Annotated in this window: 10 protein-coding genes; 6 read left to right on the top strand and 4 right to left on the bottom strand. The window is 75.9% G+C overall.

Annotated elements, in window-relative coordinates:
- Positions 1 to 15: 15 nt before the first annotated feature.
- Entirely contained in the window at positions 16 to 4,305 is a 4,290-nt protein-coding gene (locus ACIQVT_RS18710) for an HAD-IC family P-type ATPase (protein ID WP_403754377.1), read from the bottom strand.
- 8 nt (positions 4,306 to 4,313) lie between these two features.
- A complete protein-coding gene (locus tag ACIQVT_RS18705; protein WP_403754374.1) occupies positions 4,314 to 4,844 on the bottom strand; it encodes a hypothetical protein in 531 nt (176 codons plus the stop codon).
- 422 nt (positions 4,845 to 5,266) lie between these two features.
- On the opposite strand from ACIQVT_RS18705, the gene ACIQVT_RS18700 reads away from it, so the two are divergent.
- On the top strand, positions 5,267 to 6,055 hold the full coding sequence (locus tag ACIQVT_RS18700; RefSeq protein WP_403754371.1) for a pectate lyase: 789 nt from the start codon (positions 5,267 to 5,269) through the stop codon (positions 6,053 to 6,055).
- Positions 6,056 to 6,118: 63 nt separating this feature from the next.
- Here the strand turns inward: ACIQVT_RS18700 and ACIQVT_RS18695 are convergent, their stop codons facing one another.
- Entirely contained in the window at positions 6,119 to 6,883 is a 765-nt protein-coding gene (locus tag ACIQVT_RS18695; protein ID WP_403754368.1) for a PaaX family transcriptional regulator C-terminal domain-containing protein, read from the bottom strand.
- Positions 6,884 to 6,955: 72 nt separating this feature from the next.
- On the opposite strand from ACIQVT_RS18695, the gene ACIQVT_RS18690 reads away from it, so the two are divergent.
- Both ACIQVT_RS18690 and ACIQVT_RS18685 read left to right on the top strand, forming a co-directional pair.
- Positions 6,956 to 8,680: an acyl-CoA dehydrogenase family protein gene (locus ACIQVT_RS18690; protein WP_403754365.1), complete on the top strand. Its 1,725-nt coding sequence runs from the start codon at positions 6,956 to 6,958 to the stop codon at positions 8,678 to 8,680.
- 145 nt (positions 8,681 to 8,825) lie between these two features.
- Positions 8,826 to 11,006 (top strand): HEAT repeat domain-containing protein, encoded by a 2,181-nt coding sequence (locus ACIQVT_RS18685; RefSeq protein ID WP_403754362.1) that lies wholly within the window; start codon positions 8,826 to 8,828, stop codon positions 11,004 to 11,006.
- 64 nt (positions 11,007 to 11,070) lie between these two features.
- On the opposite strand, the gene ACIQVT_RS18680 is transcribed toward ACIQVT_RS18685, so the two are convergent.
- Positions 11,071 to 11,658 (bottom strand): hypothetical protein, encoded by a 588-nt coding sequence (locus tag ACIQVT_RS18680; RefSeq protein WP_403754359.1) that lies wholly within the window; start codon positions 11,656 to 11,658, stop codon positions 11,071 to 11,073.
- A gap of 277 nt (positions 11,659 to 11,935) precedes the next feature.
- On the opposite strand from ACIQVT_RS18680, the gene ACIQVT_RS18675 reads away from it, so the two are divergent.
- The 3 genes from ACIQVT_RS18675 (at position 11,936) to ACIQVT_RS18665 (ending at position 14,988) form a co-directional block, all read left to right on the top strand.
- A complete protein-coding gene (locus tag ACIQVT_RS18675; RefSeq protein WP_403754356.1) occupies positions 11,936 to 13,024 on the top strand; it encodes a WD40/YVTN/BNR-like repeat-containing protein in 1,089 nt (362 codons plus the stop codon).
- A gap of 321 nt (positions 13,025 to 13,345) precedes the next feature.
- On the top strand, positions 13,346 to 14,023 hold the full coding sequence (locus ACIQVT_RS18670) for a uracil-DNA glycosylase (protein ID WP_403754353.1): 678 nt from the start codon (positions 13,346 to 13,348) through the stop codon (positions 14,021 to 14,023).
- A gap of 143 nt (positions 14,024 to 14,166) precedes the next feature.
- The gene (locus tag ACIQVT_RS18665) at positions 14,167 to 14,988 is read left to right on the top strand and encodes an N-acetylglucosamine kinase (RefSeq protein ID WP_403754350.1); all 822 of its coding nucleotides are present in this window, start codon (positions 14,167 to 14,169) and stop codon (positions 14,986 to 14,988) included.
- Positions 14,989 to 15,098 lie beyond the last annotated feature (110 nt).

Below are 15,098 nucleotides of genomic sequence, written 5' to 3'. Positions count from 1 at the left end.
GCCCGCCGAGAGCCGTCAGGCCGGGAGCAGCCGGGCGACCGTCTCCTCCAGGCGCGGCAGGGTCCGCTGGCCGGCCAGCGCCAGGGCGATCGCGGCCACGACGCCGGCCCAGGCCACCGGGCCGAGCGGGGTGCAGCCGACGAGACGGCTGACGCCCGGGGTCTGGACCACGGCGACGAGCGCCAGCGCCGACCCCAGGGAGGTGACCTGCACCAGCCGGCTGTCGCGCCGGTCGAGGAGGGTCTGCACGAGCTGGGTGCCGACGACCCCGCACAGCGCCATGGTGCTGGAGCGACGGGCGGTGCCCGGGGTGAAGCGGCCGATCAGCCAGGCGGCGACCGCGCCGAGGCAGGTCGTCACGGCCCGGTGCCGGATCTGGCGCAGCAGGGGCTCGCCCAGCACACCGGCCGCCTCCTCCACGTGCCCGAGGTCCGCCTCGCCCTCCTTCTCCGTCACCGCGACCGCCATCGACGGGAACAGGTCGGTGAACAGGTTCACCATGAGCATCTGCCGGGTGGACAGCGGCGCCCGCCCGGACAGCAGCGTGCCGATGATGCCGAACCCGACCTCACCGGCGTTGCCGCCGATCAGGATGGCGATGGCGTCGGCCACGCTGTGCCACAGGGCGCGGCCCTCGCCGACCGCGTCGATCAGCACCGTCAGGTCGTCGTCGGTCAGCACGATGTCCGCCGCGTTGCGCGCGGCGGCCGAGCCCCGGGCGTTGATGCCGACGCCGATGTCCGCGGCGCGGATGGCCGCCGCGTCGTTGGCGCCGTCGCCGACCATGCCCACCACCCGGCCCGCGTCCCGCAACGCCTCCACGACCTGGAGCTTCTGCTCGGGCGCCACCCGGGCCACCACGCCCGCGTCCCGCAGCATCCGGGCCCGGGCCGCACGGTCCGCCGCCGCCAGTTCGTCCCCGGTGACCACCACCGTGTCCTCGGGCCAGCCCAGGTCGGCGGCGATGGAACGCGCGGTCTGCGGGTGGTCGCCGGTCAGCATGACGGGCCGCACCCCCGCCCCGTTCAGACCGCTCACCAGTGCCGTGGAGGTCTCGCGCGGCACGTCGGACAGGGCCAGCAGGCCCGTGAACTCCAGCCCCTCCAGATCCCGTTCCAGGGCGTCGGACTCCTGCTCGCCGGCGCCGAGCGGCCGTTGGGCCACCGCCAGGATCCGCAGGCCGCTCCCGGCCAGCGCGTGCGCGGATTCCGCGGCGTGGTCCGGGAGTCCGGCGCAGGCGGGCAGCACCGTCTCCGGGGCGCCCTTGACCACGAGCACGGACGGCCCGTCGCCGCTGCGGCCCACGGCGGCGGCGTAACCCCGCGCGGCCTCGAACGGCAGGTCGGCGAATCGGGTCCAGTCAGGGTCGGGGCCCGCCGCGGCGAGGACGGCCTCGTCGGTGGCGTGCACCGGCCGGTCGGAGCCGCCGTTCAGCCGGGGGCAGGCCCGGGCGGCGGCCCTGATGGTGGCCTCCGACCCGGCGTCGTCCACGCCGTGGACGGTGCCCGCCGCGTCGGAGGTCCGCACCAGCCGCAGCCGGTTCTCGGTGAGCGTGCCGGTCTTGTCGAAGCAGATGGTGTCCATGCGGCCCAGCGCCTCCAGTGTGCGCGGGGTGCGGACCAGTACTCCGCCCCGGCTGAGCCGCCGGGCGGCGGCGAGCTGGGCGACGGTCGCCACCAGGGGCAGCCCTTCCGGTACGGCCGCCACGGCCACCGCGACGCCGCCGCTGACCGCCTCACGGATCGGCGTGCCCCGCAGCAGGGCCAGGCCGGTCACCGTCGCGCCGCCCGCCAGGGTCAGCGGCAGTGCCTTGCGGGTCAGCTCCTGGAGCCGGGCCTGGACGCCCGCGGACGGCGGGGTACGCGACGCGAGGTGCACGGCGCGGGCCGCCTCGGTGCGGTCACCGGTGTCGACGACGACCGCCCGGGCCTGTCCCGCCACCACGGTCGTCCCCTCGAAGACCATGCAGCTGCGGTCGGCGACGGGGGCGTGCGGGGTCGGGTCCGTCTGCTTCTCCACCGGCAGCGACTCGCCGGTCAGGGCCGACTCGTCCACCTCCAGTCCGTCCTGCCACAGCAGGCGGGCGTCGGCGGGGACGACGTCGTCCCCCTTGAGCTGGATCACGTCGCCGGGCCGGAGCCGGCCCGCCTCCACGGTGCGGGTGCCGCCCGCCGGGGCCTCGCTCTCCGGCGGCACCAGCCGCGCCTTGCGCTTCTGGTCCGCGACCAGCCCGGACAGCGCCCGCTCGGCACGCAGCCGCTGGACACCGCCGACCAGGGCGTTGAGGTCGAGGGCGCCGACCACGAGCAGCGCGTCCGCGACGGAGCCGAGGATCGCCGACGCCGCCGAGCCGACCGCCAGCACCGGGGTGAGCGGGTCCTGGAGCTCCCCGCGGACGGCGCGGCCGAGCTGGTAGGACCAGCGGGCGGGGGCGGCGGCCGGGTGCCGGGTGACGCGTCGGGCCGCCTTGCGCGTCCGGGCGGCGAATTCCTCCAGAGGGCCCGACGCCGCCTCCGGTTCGTGTGCGAGCCGTTCCCGGGCCTGGTCGGGGTCGAGTTCGTGCCAGTGCACGCGGGGCCGCGGGTGCGGGGCGCCGGCCGCCGCCACGGCGAGCGCGGCACGGGCCCCGGAGAGCAGGGCGGTCGCAGCGCCGGCGTCCACGGGCGCGTGCCGGAGCCCGGGCAGCAGGGAGTGGCGCGCGCGTTCGCCGCCGGAGTCACCGACGGCCACGAGCAGCCCGGACAGGGCCGCGCCGGAACGGGCCAGGGTCTGGGACCGCCGGCCGACCGTGCGGGCGGCCGGGATCGCGGTCAGCACCCGCCACACGTCCGGCAGCCCGTGCAGGGCCAGGATGTCCGCGCCCCACACCACGGCCGCGTCCCGGTCCGTCAGGGCGACCGCGATGTCGGCGGCGCGCAGTGCGGCCGTCACGTCGTGCTCACCGGCCGCGCGGACCCGGGCGACCACCAGCACGGCACCGTCGCCGCGCGCCTCGTACACCACGTCGTCCAGCGGCCGGCGGGCGTCGACGACCTGGTCCGCGAGCCCCGCGAAGTCCTCGAGGGCGGGGTCGTCCACGACCACCACCCGCAGTCCCGCCCGGCGGGCCGCGTCGAGCACCGGCTCGGTCCACGGGTCGGCCTCGCCGTCGTCGGTACGCAGCGCGCCGGAGTGCAGGACGACGGTGCCGGCCATCTCCAGCTGGCGCAGCCGGGCCGGGTCGCGCACCAGCACGCCGGTACGGGCCAGCGCGGCGCCGAGCACCGCGTGGAAGGCGGCGGGACCGTACCGCGCGGCCTTCGGGGAGCCGGAGAGCACCGCCTCCGCCGCCTCGGCGCCGTCGTGCTTGACGAGCAGGGTCGCCGCCGCCCCCAGCACACTGCCCGCGGAGGCGTGGGAGGCGTACTCCTGGGCCGGGGACTCGCGCAGCGGCGGGCGCGGCGGTCCGTCGAGGGGGAGGCTGAGTCGCCGCGGCGCGCACAACTCGTCGTGCACCGCGTCGAAGGCCGCGGAGCGGGCCACCGTCTCGGCCAGCTGGCAGGCCCGCAGCACCCCGTCGAGCACCAGGGAGGTGGGCGTCTGCCCGGCGCCGTGCACGGCGGCGTTGGCACAGGCCAGCACCAGGTCCATCCGGGAGTCGCCGAGCCGGGTCCGCAGCCAGGCACGGACGCGCGGGTTCTCCCGCACCAGCGTCACCAGCGCCGTCAGCGTCCGGGGTGAGGGCGGCAGCCGCAGCGCGTAGGCGCCGAGGGCGACGCCGATGCCCGCGCCGTCGGCCGCGAGGGTGGCCGCCGCGGCGCGCACCCCGGCCGGGTCGGCGGGATGGGTGGTCTCGTCCACGTCCCCGCCCGCCAGGACGAGGCCGTGCCGCCCGGCCAGCTCGGCCGCGTGCTCGATGATCCCGTCGGTGGCCTCCTCCTCGGTGGCGGTCACCACGAGGCGGGCCAGCCCCTCGTCCCAGTAGGCGACGAGCACGTCGGGGTGTTCCGCCAGCGCCTCGGCCAGCCGGCGCGCGAGGTGCCCGGTGCCGCCGGCGCGACGCGCCGCCTCGTGTTCCAGGGGCCGCAGCGCCAGGTGGGTGCGGGCGCCGGACCGCCAGTGGTCACCGGCGCCGGGCAGCGCGTTGCGGAGCACACGTACGACCCGCGCGGCGGCGTCCATGCCGCGCACGCCCGCGCGCGCTGTCCCGGCGGCGGCTCCGGCGGCCATCCCGGCCGCCGGTGCCGCGGCCCGGGCGAGCGCGCGTGGTGCCGCCGGGAACAGGCGGGCGGCGGACGAGGGTGCCGTCAGCAGGCCGGAGACCATGACCCTCCTCAGAGCGTGGTGCGGTCGGGCCGCGCGGTCGGGCCGAGGGGCCCGGGGGACGACGTGGGTGCCGGAGCGTCTTCGCCGGCGGCCTCCACCGGAGCGGACGCCCCGCCGCCGGTCTCCCCCGCCTCGGCGGACGTACCGCCGCTCCCCGCCGCTGTCCCCTCCGCCGGTCCATGGTCCTCCGCGCCGGAGCGGAGTGCCGCGGTGCCGAGGTCGTGCGCGGGCTCGGGGGGCGGCGCGGGCACGTCGGCTCCGCCCTGTCCACCGTCGGTCGCGACGGGCCGGGGCTGGGTGAACCAGGCGACCGCCGCGCCGGTGAGGGCCACGGGCCACTCCACCACGCCGGCAGCGCCGAGCAGTCCGGCACCTGCGTACACCGCGACGCGGCGTCCGCGGGGCGAGACCGCGCCGACCTTGCCGAGGGTTCCTTCCGCCGCCCTGCCCACCGTCTTGGCGCCGGGCACCTTGCGCAGTACCGAGGCCGCGCCGCGCAGGGGCGCCGTGAGGACCGACGACGACTTCTGCTCAGCCATGACTCTCCTCGGGGTGATTTCGTCCCGTATGCCCCGCCGGGTTCCCATGACCGCGTCGGTCATCCCCTCCCCGCCCGGGGGGAACTCGCTTCTGCTCCGGAAACACCCCAACGTTCCCGGGTACGGCCGCCCTCCTCTCCGGGCACCTTCCCGCGCCCGCGCCGCGGCACCCGCCACCGCGGGACGCCCTCCCACCGGACGTCCTCCTTCCAGGGAACGACACGGACCCCGCGGGCGCCACCCGTCCCGCCGACGCGAGCGGCTGCGGGAGGCGTTGACCAGAAAGCGCTTACCGTCTACGGTCCGTTCATCGATGTGACCGTCGAGCCGCACCGGCGGTCCCTGGGAGCGCGCCTCACATTCGTATCCATGACAGCGCTTCACCTACCTGTCCGACCCCACTCGGAAGAAGGCAGCGGGACATGACCTCACGCACCTCCCCACGCACCCTGCTGGGCGGAGTGGCCACACTCGCCCTCACGCTTGGCATGATCCTGACATTCAATGCGTCGGCCGGCGCGGCGACCTGGCCGACGCCCAGCGGCAGCCAGGCCGTCTCCTCCACCATCTCGGTGTCCGGCACCAAGGACTTCGGGATGAAGCGGCTGTACGGCAGCGGCGACCTCGGCTCCGACAGCCAGGACGAGGACCAGGGGCCGATCCTCGAACTGGCCCCCGGCGCCGTCGTCAAGAACGTCGTCATCGGCGCCCCGGCGGCGGACGGCATCCACTGCCTGGGCAGCTGCACGCTCCAGAACGTGTGGTGGGAGGACGTCGGCGAGGACGCGGCCACCTTCCTCGGCTCCTCCTCGTCCAACGTCTACACCGTGAGCGGCGGCGGGGCGAAGGAGGCCAGCGACAAGGTCTTCCAGTTCAACGGCGCCGGCACGCTGAACGTCTCCGACTTCGCGGTGAAGAACTTCGGCACCTTCGCCCGGTCCTGCGGCAACTGCAAGACGCAGTACAAGCGCACCATCAACCTCAGCGGCATCGAGGCCACCTACAAGGGCAACAAGCTCGTCGGCATCAACACCAACTACGGCGACAGCGCCACCCTGAAGAACATCACCATCGTCGGGGACACCGGCAAGAAGATCGTTCCCTGCCAGAAGTACACCGGCAACAACACCGGCAAGGAGCCCACCACGAACGGCTCCGGACCCGACGGCACGTACTGCAAGTACTCCGGCTCGGACATCTCCTACAAGTGAGCCCCGGCTGAGCTCCCGGGGGCGTCACCGGCGCCCCCGGAGGGCAGGCACCGGTGACGCCCCTCAGCGTTTCCGCTCCTCGCGCCGTCCGCCCAGTGCCCCCGCCAGTTCCCTCCGGTAGGCGGCGTAGGCCGCGCGCAGGGACTCCCCCGGCCAGTCGGCCGGCAGCAGCTCCGGCGGCAGCACGGGGTCGGCGAGCAGGTGGCGTACGGCCGCCGCGTAGGCGGTGAGGCGGTCGGCCGGACGGTCGGCGCCGGTCGCACGGGCCAGCAGGGAGCGCGCCGCGTCCGACCACTCCGCCAGCGGCCAGAGCCGCGCGGCGAGGTCGCCGGCAGGCTCCTCGGGCCGGGCGCCGTACGTCAGGGCCACCTCGCGCAGGCCGGCCGGCAGGGGACGGTCGAGGTTGGCCGGGCGCAGCCACACGCCCTCACGCAGTTCGGCCAGACGCAGGGCGGCCAGCCGGGCGCGCAGGTCGGCACGTTCGGCGGGGCCGCGGCCGGTCGCCGTGATGATCACCATCTCCCAGTCGCCGTCCCACGGGCGCGTGCGCGGGTGCACCGCGTCGTCCTGACGGCCCTGCCGGGCCAGCAGCCGGTCGCTGAGCCGGTAGACGGCGTCCGTGCGCCGCAGGTCACCGGCGGCGACCATCCGGCTGAGCGCGGCGCGCAGCGTGGAGCCTCCGACCCCGAACGGTTCCACGAGCCGCACCAGGTCCCGCGCCGGCAGCTCCGCCGGGTGCGCGCCGAGCAGCAGGCTGAGGACGACCGACCGGGCGGACAACGGCCGCAGGCCACTGCGATCCGGCTCGGTCGACACGTTCGTGCGCATGGATCCGTACTGTACGTGGACCCTCCTTGTTGCGATATTGCGACAGCCGCAGGAAGAGTGCAACATGCTGTCATGGCCTCGATCTCCGCGCAGCCGCAGCAGTCACCGTCCACGCCGCCGTCCCGGCCCCCCGCGCCTCCCCCGCCTCCGACGGAGACCCACCCCGCGTACGCCACGCACGACGTCACCAACCAGCCCCCGCCCCTCGCCCCCTACGACGCCGCCGAGGACGCGGCCCTGCTCGAGGGGCTGCACCGGGAAGGCGCCGGCTGGGCGGAGGAGGACGTGCGGCGGCTGGGAGCGCGGGCCGGCAGCGCGCAGGCGCAGGAATGGGGCGAGCTGGCGAACCGGCACGAACCGGTGCTGCGCACCCACGACCGCTTCGGCCACCGGGTCGACGAGGTCGAGTTCCACCCCAGCTGGCACCACCTGATGCGCACCGCGGTCGCCGAGGGCCTGGCCGGCGCTCCCTGGGGCGACGACCGGCCGGGCGCGCACGTGGCGCGGACCGCGGGCGGGCTGGTCTGGGGACACACGGAGGCCGGGCACGGCTGCCCGACGTCGATGACGTACGCCGCCGTCCCCGCCCTGCGCGCGCAGCCGGATCTCGCCAAGGTGTACGAACCGCTGCTCACCAGCCGGGAGTACGAACCCGGGCTGCGGATCCCCACCGAGAAACCGGGGCTGCTCGCCGGTATGGGGATGACGGAGAAGCAGGGCGGTTCCGACGTCCGCACGAACACCACGACGGCCACACCCACCGGCGAACCGGGCGTGTACACGCTGCGCGGGCACAAGTGGTTCACGTCGGCCCCGATGTGCGACGTCTTCCTGGTTCTCGCGCAGGCCCCCGGCGGGCTCTCCTGCTTCCTGGTGCCGCGCGTCCTGCCCGACGGCACCCGCAACACCTTCCGCATCCAGCGCCTGAAGGACAAGCTGGGCAACCGGTCCAACGCCTCCTCGGAACCGGAGTTCGACCGGACCGTGGCCTGGCTGGTGGGGCCGGAGGGTCGGGGCGTGAAGACCATCATCGAGATGGTCAACTGCACCCGCCTCGACTGTGTGATGTCCTCGGCGACCCTGATGCGCAAGACGCTGGTGGAGGCCGGCCACCACACCCGCCACCGCAGCGCGTTCGGCGCCCGGCTGCTCGACCAGCCGCTGATGCGCAACGTCCTGGCCGATCTCGCGCTGGAGTCGGAGGCGGCGACTACGCTCACGCTGCGGCTCGCCGGTGCGGCGGACCGCGCGGTGCGCGGGGACACCGGTGAGCGGGCCTTCCGGCGCATCGCCACCGCCGTCGGCAAGTACTGGGTCACCAAGCGGGGCCCGGCCTTCACCGCCGAGGCCCTGGAATGCCTGGGCGGCAACGGGTACGTCGAGGAGTCGGGCATGCCCCGGCACTACCGGGAGGCCCCACTGCTGTCGATCTGGGAGGGGTCGGGGAACGTCAACGCCCTGGACGTGCTGCGCGCCCTGGGGCGGGAACCGGACAGCGCCGAGGCCCTGTTCGCCGAACTCGCCCTCGCGCGGGGGGCCGATGCCCGGCTCGACACGGCCGTGACCGCGCTCAAGGACCAATTGGCCGGAACGGAGCAGGCGGGCGCCCGCCGGCTGGTCGAGCGGATGGCGCTCGCGCTCCAGGCGTCGCTGCTCGTCCGGCACGCCCCGCAGCCGGTCGCGGACGCCTTCTGCGCCACCCGGCTGGGTGGCGACTGGGGGCACTCCTTCGGCACGCTCCCCGCGGGCACCGACCTCGACGCGATCCTGGAGCGCGCCCTCCCCGGCCGGAACTGACCCCCTCCCGCGCGGGCACGGACGACCTCGCCCGCGTGGCCGGTGACCGCCGACGGATCGCACACAGTCAGCATTCGCATCCGGACCGCTGTCGGTGCCGTGGTGCACACTCGCGATCAAAGGGCGCTCGCCTGGGGAGGACAACGTGTTCACGGGGATCGACGAGGTCGACTGGGCCACGCTGCGGCACGCGCACGGCAGCGCGGAGGACGTGCCCCGCTGGTTACGGGCGCTGGCCTCCACGGACACCGTCGAGCGGGCGACCGCGCTCGACGGGCTGTACGGCGCGGTGCACCACCAGGGCCGGGTGTACGACTCGACGCTGGCCTGCGTCCCCTTCCTGTTCGCGCTCGCCGCCCGCCCGGAGGTGCCGGACCGGGGGTCCCTGGTGGAGCTCCTGGTCAGCATCGGGACAACCGGTGACTGCGGGGATTTTGGGGGCTTCGGGGGCTCGGGGGACCTCACGGCGGGCGTGGGCGGTGGGGGTGGCGGGGTCGGCGGGGACGGCAGGGTCGGCGGGGGCGGGGACCGGCGGGGCCGGGAGGCGGTCCGCGCGGGGGCCGACTCGTTCGCGCGGCTCGCCTCGGACCCGGACCGGGCCGTGCGCCGGGCGGCGGCAGGCGCCGCGGTGCGCTTCCTGGACGAGCCGCCCCGGACCCTGGAGCTGCTGCGGCAACGGCTGCGCGGCGAACGGGACGAGCGCGTCCTGCTCGCCCTCACGGAGGCCCTCGGCCTGTTCGCCCACCGCCACCCCGCGCACGCCGACGCCGCGGTGGCCCTGCTGGCCGAACACAGCGGGCCGCCGTCCTCGCCCGCGCTGCGGCTCGCGGCACTCGGACAGCTCGCGCTCCACGCGCCGGACCGACTCCCCGCCGGCCTGGTGCCGACGGCGATAGGCCTGTCACGGCAGCGGTCGGCGCGGCGCGCCCCCACCCGCGACCACCGCGGCCCGGACAGCCTGGTGGGGCGCATACGCCGACTGCGGCCCTCCGACGAGGAGGGCGCCGCGCTGCTGCGCACGCTGCACGGCGCGCTCGGTGACCGGGTGGACGACCGGCGGGCCCTGCTCGCCGGGCAGTTGACCAGTCCCGACCCGGTCGACCGGTGCAACGCGGTGTGGATGTCGGCAGGGCTGTTGCGCGGCTGGCGCGGCGACCACAGCGCGGTCGTACGGCTGCTCGGCGCCCAACTGGACACCGAGGACGACCGGTTGCTCGACGCGGCCGTCTCGGTGCTGGCCGAGCTGTTCGCCCTGGCGGCGCCCGCCGCGGACGACCTGTACGCGCTGGTGGCCGCCCGGCCCGGCCTGTGGACACACCGCTGGGAGCGCTGTCCGCCGACGCTGGGCGGCCCGCTCAAGGCCCTGACGAGGAGCGGTGATCCCCGCGCCGTCCCGGTCCTGGCGCAGCTCCTGGCCGGTCCCTCGGCGCCCATGGGCCTCGGCTTCGAGGTCGCCTGCCTGGGCCGGGCCGCGGCCCCCCTGGCCCCCGGCCTGCGGGACCGGCTCGGCCGCATACCGCTCGACTCCCCCACCACCGCCCGGCTCGCCGCCCCCCTGTTGGCGGCGGTCGGGGCGCTGGGCGACACGGAAGCGGTGCCGGAGCTGCTACGGCTGCTGTCGGACGCGCCCGGCACCACCGGAGCGCGGGACGCGGTCGTCGGCCAGGTCGTCGAGACACTGACGGACCTCGGGGCGGCCGCGCACGCGCGTCCGCTGCTGCGCCGCCTGCTGGACACCCGGCACGCGGCCGTCGCGGCGGGCGCCCTGTGGTCGGCGGACGGGGACGTGGACGCCGTACTCCCCGTCCTCGTCCGCGAGTCGAGGCGCACCGACCCGGTGGCCCGGCGGCACGCCGTCCACGCGCTGGGCAGGCTCGGGCCGGCCGCCCGCCCCGCGCTGCCCGGACTGCGCCGGCTGGTCCGGTCGGGGACGGCGGCCGAACGGGCAGCGGCCGCGTGCGCGCTGTGGCGCGTCACCGCCGACCCGGGCCACGCCCGGCCCGTGTTCCGGAACCTGTGGGTGGCGGACCCGCGCACCCGGCTCCCCATCGCCCGCTGCCTCACCGCGATGGGCCCCGCCGCCGCGCCGCTCCGCGACCTGGTCACCTCGGAACTGGCCGCCCCACGCCGCCATCTGACCGTCGGGGAAGCCCCGTACGTCGGGTACGACGCTCCCGCCGACTCCCCGGCGGAGGGGGTCGCGGACGTTCCGGCGGACGTGACGTATGGGGTCCCGTCAGGCGTTCCGGCGGAGGTTCTGTCGGACGTTCCGGCGGACGAGGAGTTGGTACGGCTGTGCCGTGAGGTGCTGGCGGCCCTGAAGTAAGGGGGGACCCGGCCCCACCGCCGCCGCTGCCGCTGCCGGAGCGGGAGGAATTCGCCCGCCGGAATCAGACCGTGCGCCCCCACTGGGGGCCGAGCCGGGCCCACTCCGTGTCCCAGGCGTCCAGGCGGCGGCGTTCCAGGCGCGACCGTGCGGCGAGACCGCCGACGAGCGGGACGGCGGCGGCGCTCACCCCGACCAGCAGCCCGATCAAGGTGGCCCGGAAAGCGGCCTCCGACACGGACGTGGGACGACCGACGAGCCGGCCGCGCGGATCGGTCCAGACGGTGACCCGTGTGCCCGGTGCGGTGCCGGGCTCCACCCGGACCCGGCCGGTGCGGGCGAGGCCGTCGGCCGTCGCCCAGCGGACCGCTGCCCAGCTCCGTTCCCCGGCGGACGGGTGTCTGCCCGAGGGGCGGGACGGCGCCGGGACCCGGCCGGTGACCCGGGCGACGACGGGGCGCCAGGTGGCGCGCTCGCGGGCGAGTCCGCGCTCCACCGAGCGCGCTCCCGCCAGGCCGGCCGGTACCCCGGCCAGGACGGTCAGCAGCAGCGTACCGAGCACCACCCACGCCTCCAGCACGTCGGCCCGGCGTTTGAGCGGGTTGCGCCGCCAGCGCCACAGCCACACCTTCGGACCACGGAACGCCTTCAAGGGCGTCCTCCTCACGAGCGCACCGACCGGTCGGAACGCCCTCCCATACGGGAGAGGTCGCTCCGTTGCTCACGACGAGCCGTCTCCTCGACGGTCGCACGAGACACCCCTCCCGCGCAGGCGCATCCCGCAACGGACCCGGCCGGTCCGCCACCCGGGCCGGCGACACGACCGTGACCTGCGGTGACGGCTCCACGGGGGAGAGTGTCAGTGGCAGGGTGCACACTGGCCGATATCTGACGGCTACCTGGACGACGACGTCCCGGAGGTGATCGGCATGGCCGAGACACTGCTCGCGGTGGGCACCCGAAAAGGCCTGTTCATCGGGCGGAAGCGGGGCGGCGGCCCCTGGGAGTTCGACGAGAGCCCTTATTTCAACGCGCAGGCGGTGTACTCGGTCGCGATCGACACCCGGGATTCCCTGCCACGCCTGCTGGCCGGTGGTGACAGCGCGCACTGGGGGCCGTCGGTGTTCCACTCCGACGACCTGGGCCGCACCTGGACCGAACCGGCGCGGCCGGCCGTGCGGTTCCCCAGGGACACCGGCGCCTCCCTTGAGCGCGTCTGGCAGCTGCACCCGGCCGCCGCCGAGCCCGACGTGGTGTACGCGGGCACGGAACCGGCGGCGCTGTACCGCTCGGTGGACCGGGGTGAGAGCTTCGAGCTGGTCCGGCCGCTGTGGGAGCACCCGACCCGCTCGCAGTGGGTGCCGGGCGGTGGCGGCGAGGGCCTGCACACGGTGCTCACCGACGCCCGCGACCCGCGGGCGGTGACCGTGGCCGTGTCGACGGCGGGGGTGTTCCGCACGGGCGACGGCGGGGAGAGCTGGACCCCGTCCAACTCCGGCGTGTCGGCCGTCTTCCTGCCCGACCCGAACCCGGAGTTCGGCCAGTGCGTGCACAAGGTCGCCAGAGACGCGGGCGACCCGGACCGGCTGTACCTCCAGAACCACTGGGGGGTGTACCGCAGCGACGACGGGGCCGGGCACTGGACCGACATCGGCGAGGGCCTGCCGTCCACGTTCGGCTTCGCGGTCGCCGCGCACCCGAGCCGGGCCGGCACGGCGTACGTCTTCCCGATCAACGCCGACGCCGACCGGGTGCCCGCCGGGCGCCGCTGTCGCGTCTTCCGCACCGCGGACGCGGGCGGCACGTGGGAGCCGTTGACCGAGGGGCTGCCCGGGGACGACCACTACGGCACGGTGCTGCGGGACGCCCTGTGCACGGACGACGCCGACCCGGCGGGCGTGTACTTCGGCAACCGCAACGGCGAGGTCTTCGCGTCGGCCGACGACGGCGACAGCTGGCGGCTGCTGGCCGCGCACCTGCCGGACGTGCTGTGCGTGCGGGCGGCGGTGATCGGTTGAACACCGCTCTTCGGGGACATCGCGCGTCGCTCACCAATGGGTGGGCGCGGATGAGCGGAGGGGGCGCGCGCGGGGTGACGTCGGGGTGAGCGGTGACCTACAGGTGGGGACGGGTCCCCACAGGCAGGGACCGGGCTCGACGGCGGGCGTCGGAATCGGGTTCGGGGTGACGGCGGTCGAGGCTGCGGGACGCAGAGTGCGCGGGCGGGGTCGGGTTCGGGGCCGTCGCGGTCGTCGGGTGGGCGTGGGGAAGGGCGCCCGCGGGTGGTGCTCAGGCCGTCGGTTGATGTCCGGTGGGCGTACGGCAGTAGGGTGACGCCCGTGGCACCACGACCCTTGCATGAGATCGTCGAACCGGGCTGGGCGAAGGCCCTGGAACCCGTCGCCGGGCGGATCGCCGAGATGGGCGACTTCCTGCGCGCGGAGATCGCCGCGGGACGCACCTACCTCCCGGCCGGCCCGGACGTCCTGCGGGCCTTCCAGCAACCCTTCGACGAGGTAAGGGTTCTGATCATCGGTCAGGACCCCTACCCCACCCCGGGACACGCGGTGGGCCTGTCCTTCTCCGTCGCCCCGGAGGTGCGTCCCCTGCCGCCGAGTCTGCTGAACATCTTCCGCGAGCTGAACACCGACCTGGGGCTCCCCCAGCCGTCCACCGGCGACCTCACCCCGTGGACGCGCCAGGGCGTGCTCCTGCTCAACAGGGCGCTGACCACCGCCCCGCGCCGGCCCGGGGCGCACCGCGACAAGGGCTGGGAGGCGGTCACCGAACAGGCGATCCGGGCCCTGGCCGCACGTGGCAAGCCGTTGGTGTCCATCCTGTGGGGCCGCGACGCCCGCAACGCCCGTCCGCTGCTGGGCAGTCTGCCGGCGGTGGAGTCCGCGCACCCCTCGCCCAGGTCGGCGGACGGCGGGTTCTTCGGCTCGCGCCCGTTCAGCCGCGCCAACGACCTGCTGATGCGGCAGGGCGGCCAGCCGGTGGACTGGCGCCTGCCGTGACGCCACCGGGGTTCCTCGCCGTGGATTCCGGCGGTTCCGGCCTCCGGGTCGCCGTCGGGGTCCCAGGGCGGGAGTCCCCGGTCCGGCGGGAGGTCCGGGAACCGGTCCGCACGGGTGCGCGGGGCATCGATCCCGGTCACCTCATGGAGCTGCTCCTGCCGGCGGCCCGCGCCGCGGCCGCCGAGGCGGGAGTGGAAGAGCTGGACACGGTCGTGGTCGGCGCCGCCGGTTTCGCCACCCTCGGTGACGCGCTGCGCGCCGAACTCCCCGACGCCCTCGCACGGGAGTTGGGGGTGCGGACCGTGGCGCTCGCCGCGGACGCCGTCACCGCGTACGTCGGCGCCCTCGGGCCGCGGCCGGGCGTGGTGCTGACCGCGGGTACCGGGCTGATCGCGGTCGGCACGGACCTGCGGGAGTGGCGGCGGGCCGACGGCTGGGGGCACTTGCTGGGCGACTGCGGTGGCGGGGCCTGGATCGGCCGGGCCGGCCTGGAGGCGGCACTGCGCGCCCACGACGGCCGCGACGGCGGCTCAGCGCCCCTGCTGGCCGGTGCCGAACGGCAGTTCGGCCAGGTGCGCGGGCTGCCCGGCATGCTCTACCCGCGCACCGACCGGCCCGCCGTGCTCGCCTCCTTCGCACCGCGGGTGGCCGCGTGCGCCGCGGACGACCCGGTCGCCGCGGACATCCTGCGTGCGGCGGCCCGGCACATGGCCGAGTCCGCGGCCGCCGTGTGCCCGGCCGACGGAACGCCCGGCCTGGCGCTCACCGGTGGGCTGTTCTCCATGGGCGATCCGCTCCTCGTACCGCTGGGCGAGGAGTTGGCGGGCAGGCTGCCGCACGCCCGGCGGGTGCCGGCCGAGGGGGACCCGCTGGACGGCTCGGTGCGGATCGCCGGGGCGCTGGCGGCGGACCGGTTCCCCCTGCCCACCGGAACGGCCATGCTGTGCGTGGTCCGCCGTCCGTGAGGGACGGAGGGACGCCCGGAGACCCGGGACGGTCGGGGTGCGCGGTCCACGGCGCTCACCAGCGGTTTGTCGCCGGTCGCGGCGCGTGACGCGCCGGGCGGGCCCCGAAC

Origin of the sequence: Streptomyces sp. NPDC100445 (assembly GCF_044759735.1) — a bacterium.
GTDB lineage: Bacteria > Actinomycetota > Actinomycetes > Streptomycetales > Streptomycetaceae > Streptomyces.
The sequence above is the reverse complement of the archived record's forward strand: the minus strand, read 5'-3'. Positions and strand labels throughout refer to the sequence as shown.

Bases quoted from the DNA above. Each gene is read 5' to 3' on its own strand.
- ACIQVT_RS18710 (WP_403754377.1), bottom strand. From the start codon at position 4,305: ATGGTCTCCGGCCTGCTGACGGCACCCTCGTCCGCCGCCCGCCTGTTC.
- ACIQVT_RS18705 (WP_403754374.1), bottom strand. From the start codon at position 4,844: ATGGCTGAGCAGAAGTCGTCGTCGGTCCTCACGGCGCCCCTGCGCGGC.
- ACIQVT_RS18700 (WP_403754371.1), top strand. From the start codon at position 5,267: ATGACCTCACGCACCTCCCCACGCACCCTGCTGGGCGGAGTGGCCACA.
- ACIQVT_RS18695 (WP_403754368.1), bottom strand. From the start codon at position 6,883: ATGCGCACGAACGTGTCGACCGAGCCGGATCGCAGTGGCCTGCGGCCG.
- ACIQVT_RS18690 (WP_403754365.1), top strand. From the start codon at position 6,956: ATGGCCTCGATCTCCGCGCAGCCGCAGCAGTCACCGTCCACGCCGCCG.
- ACIQVT_RS18675 (WP_403754356.1), top strand. From the start codon at position 11,936: ATGGCCGAGACACTGCTCGCGGTGGGCACCCGAAAAGGCCTGTTCATC.
- ACIQVT_RS18665 (WP_403754350.1), top strand. From the start codon at position 14,167: ATGGAGCTGCTCCTGCCGGCGGCCCGCGCCGCGGCCGCCGAGGCGGGA.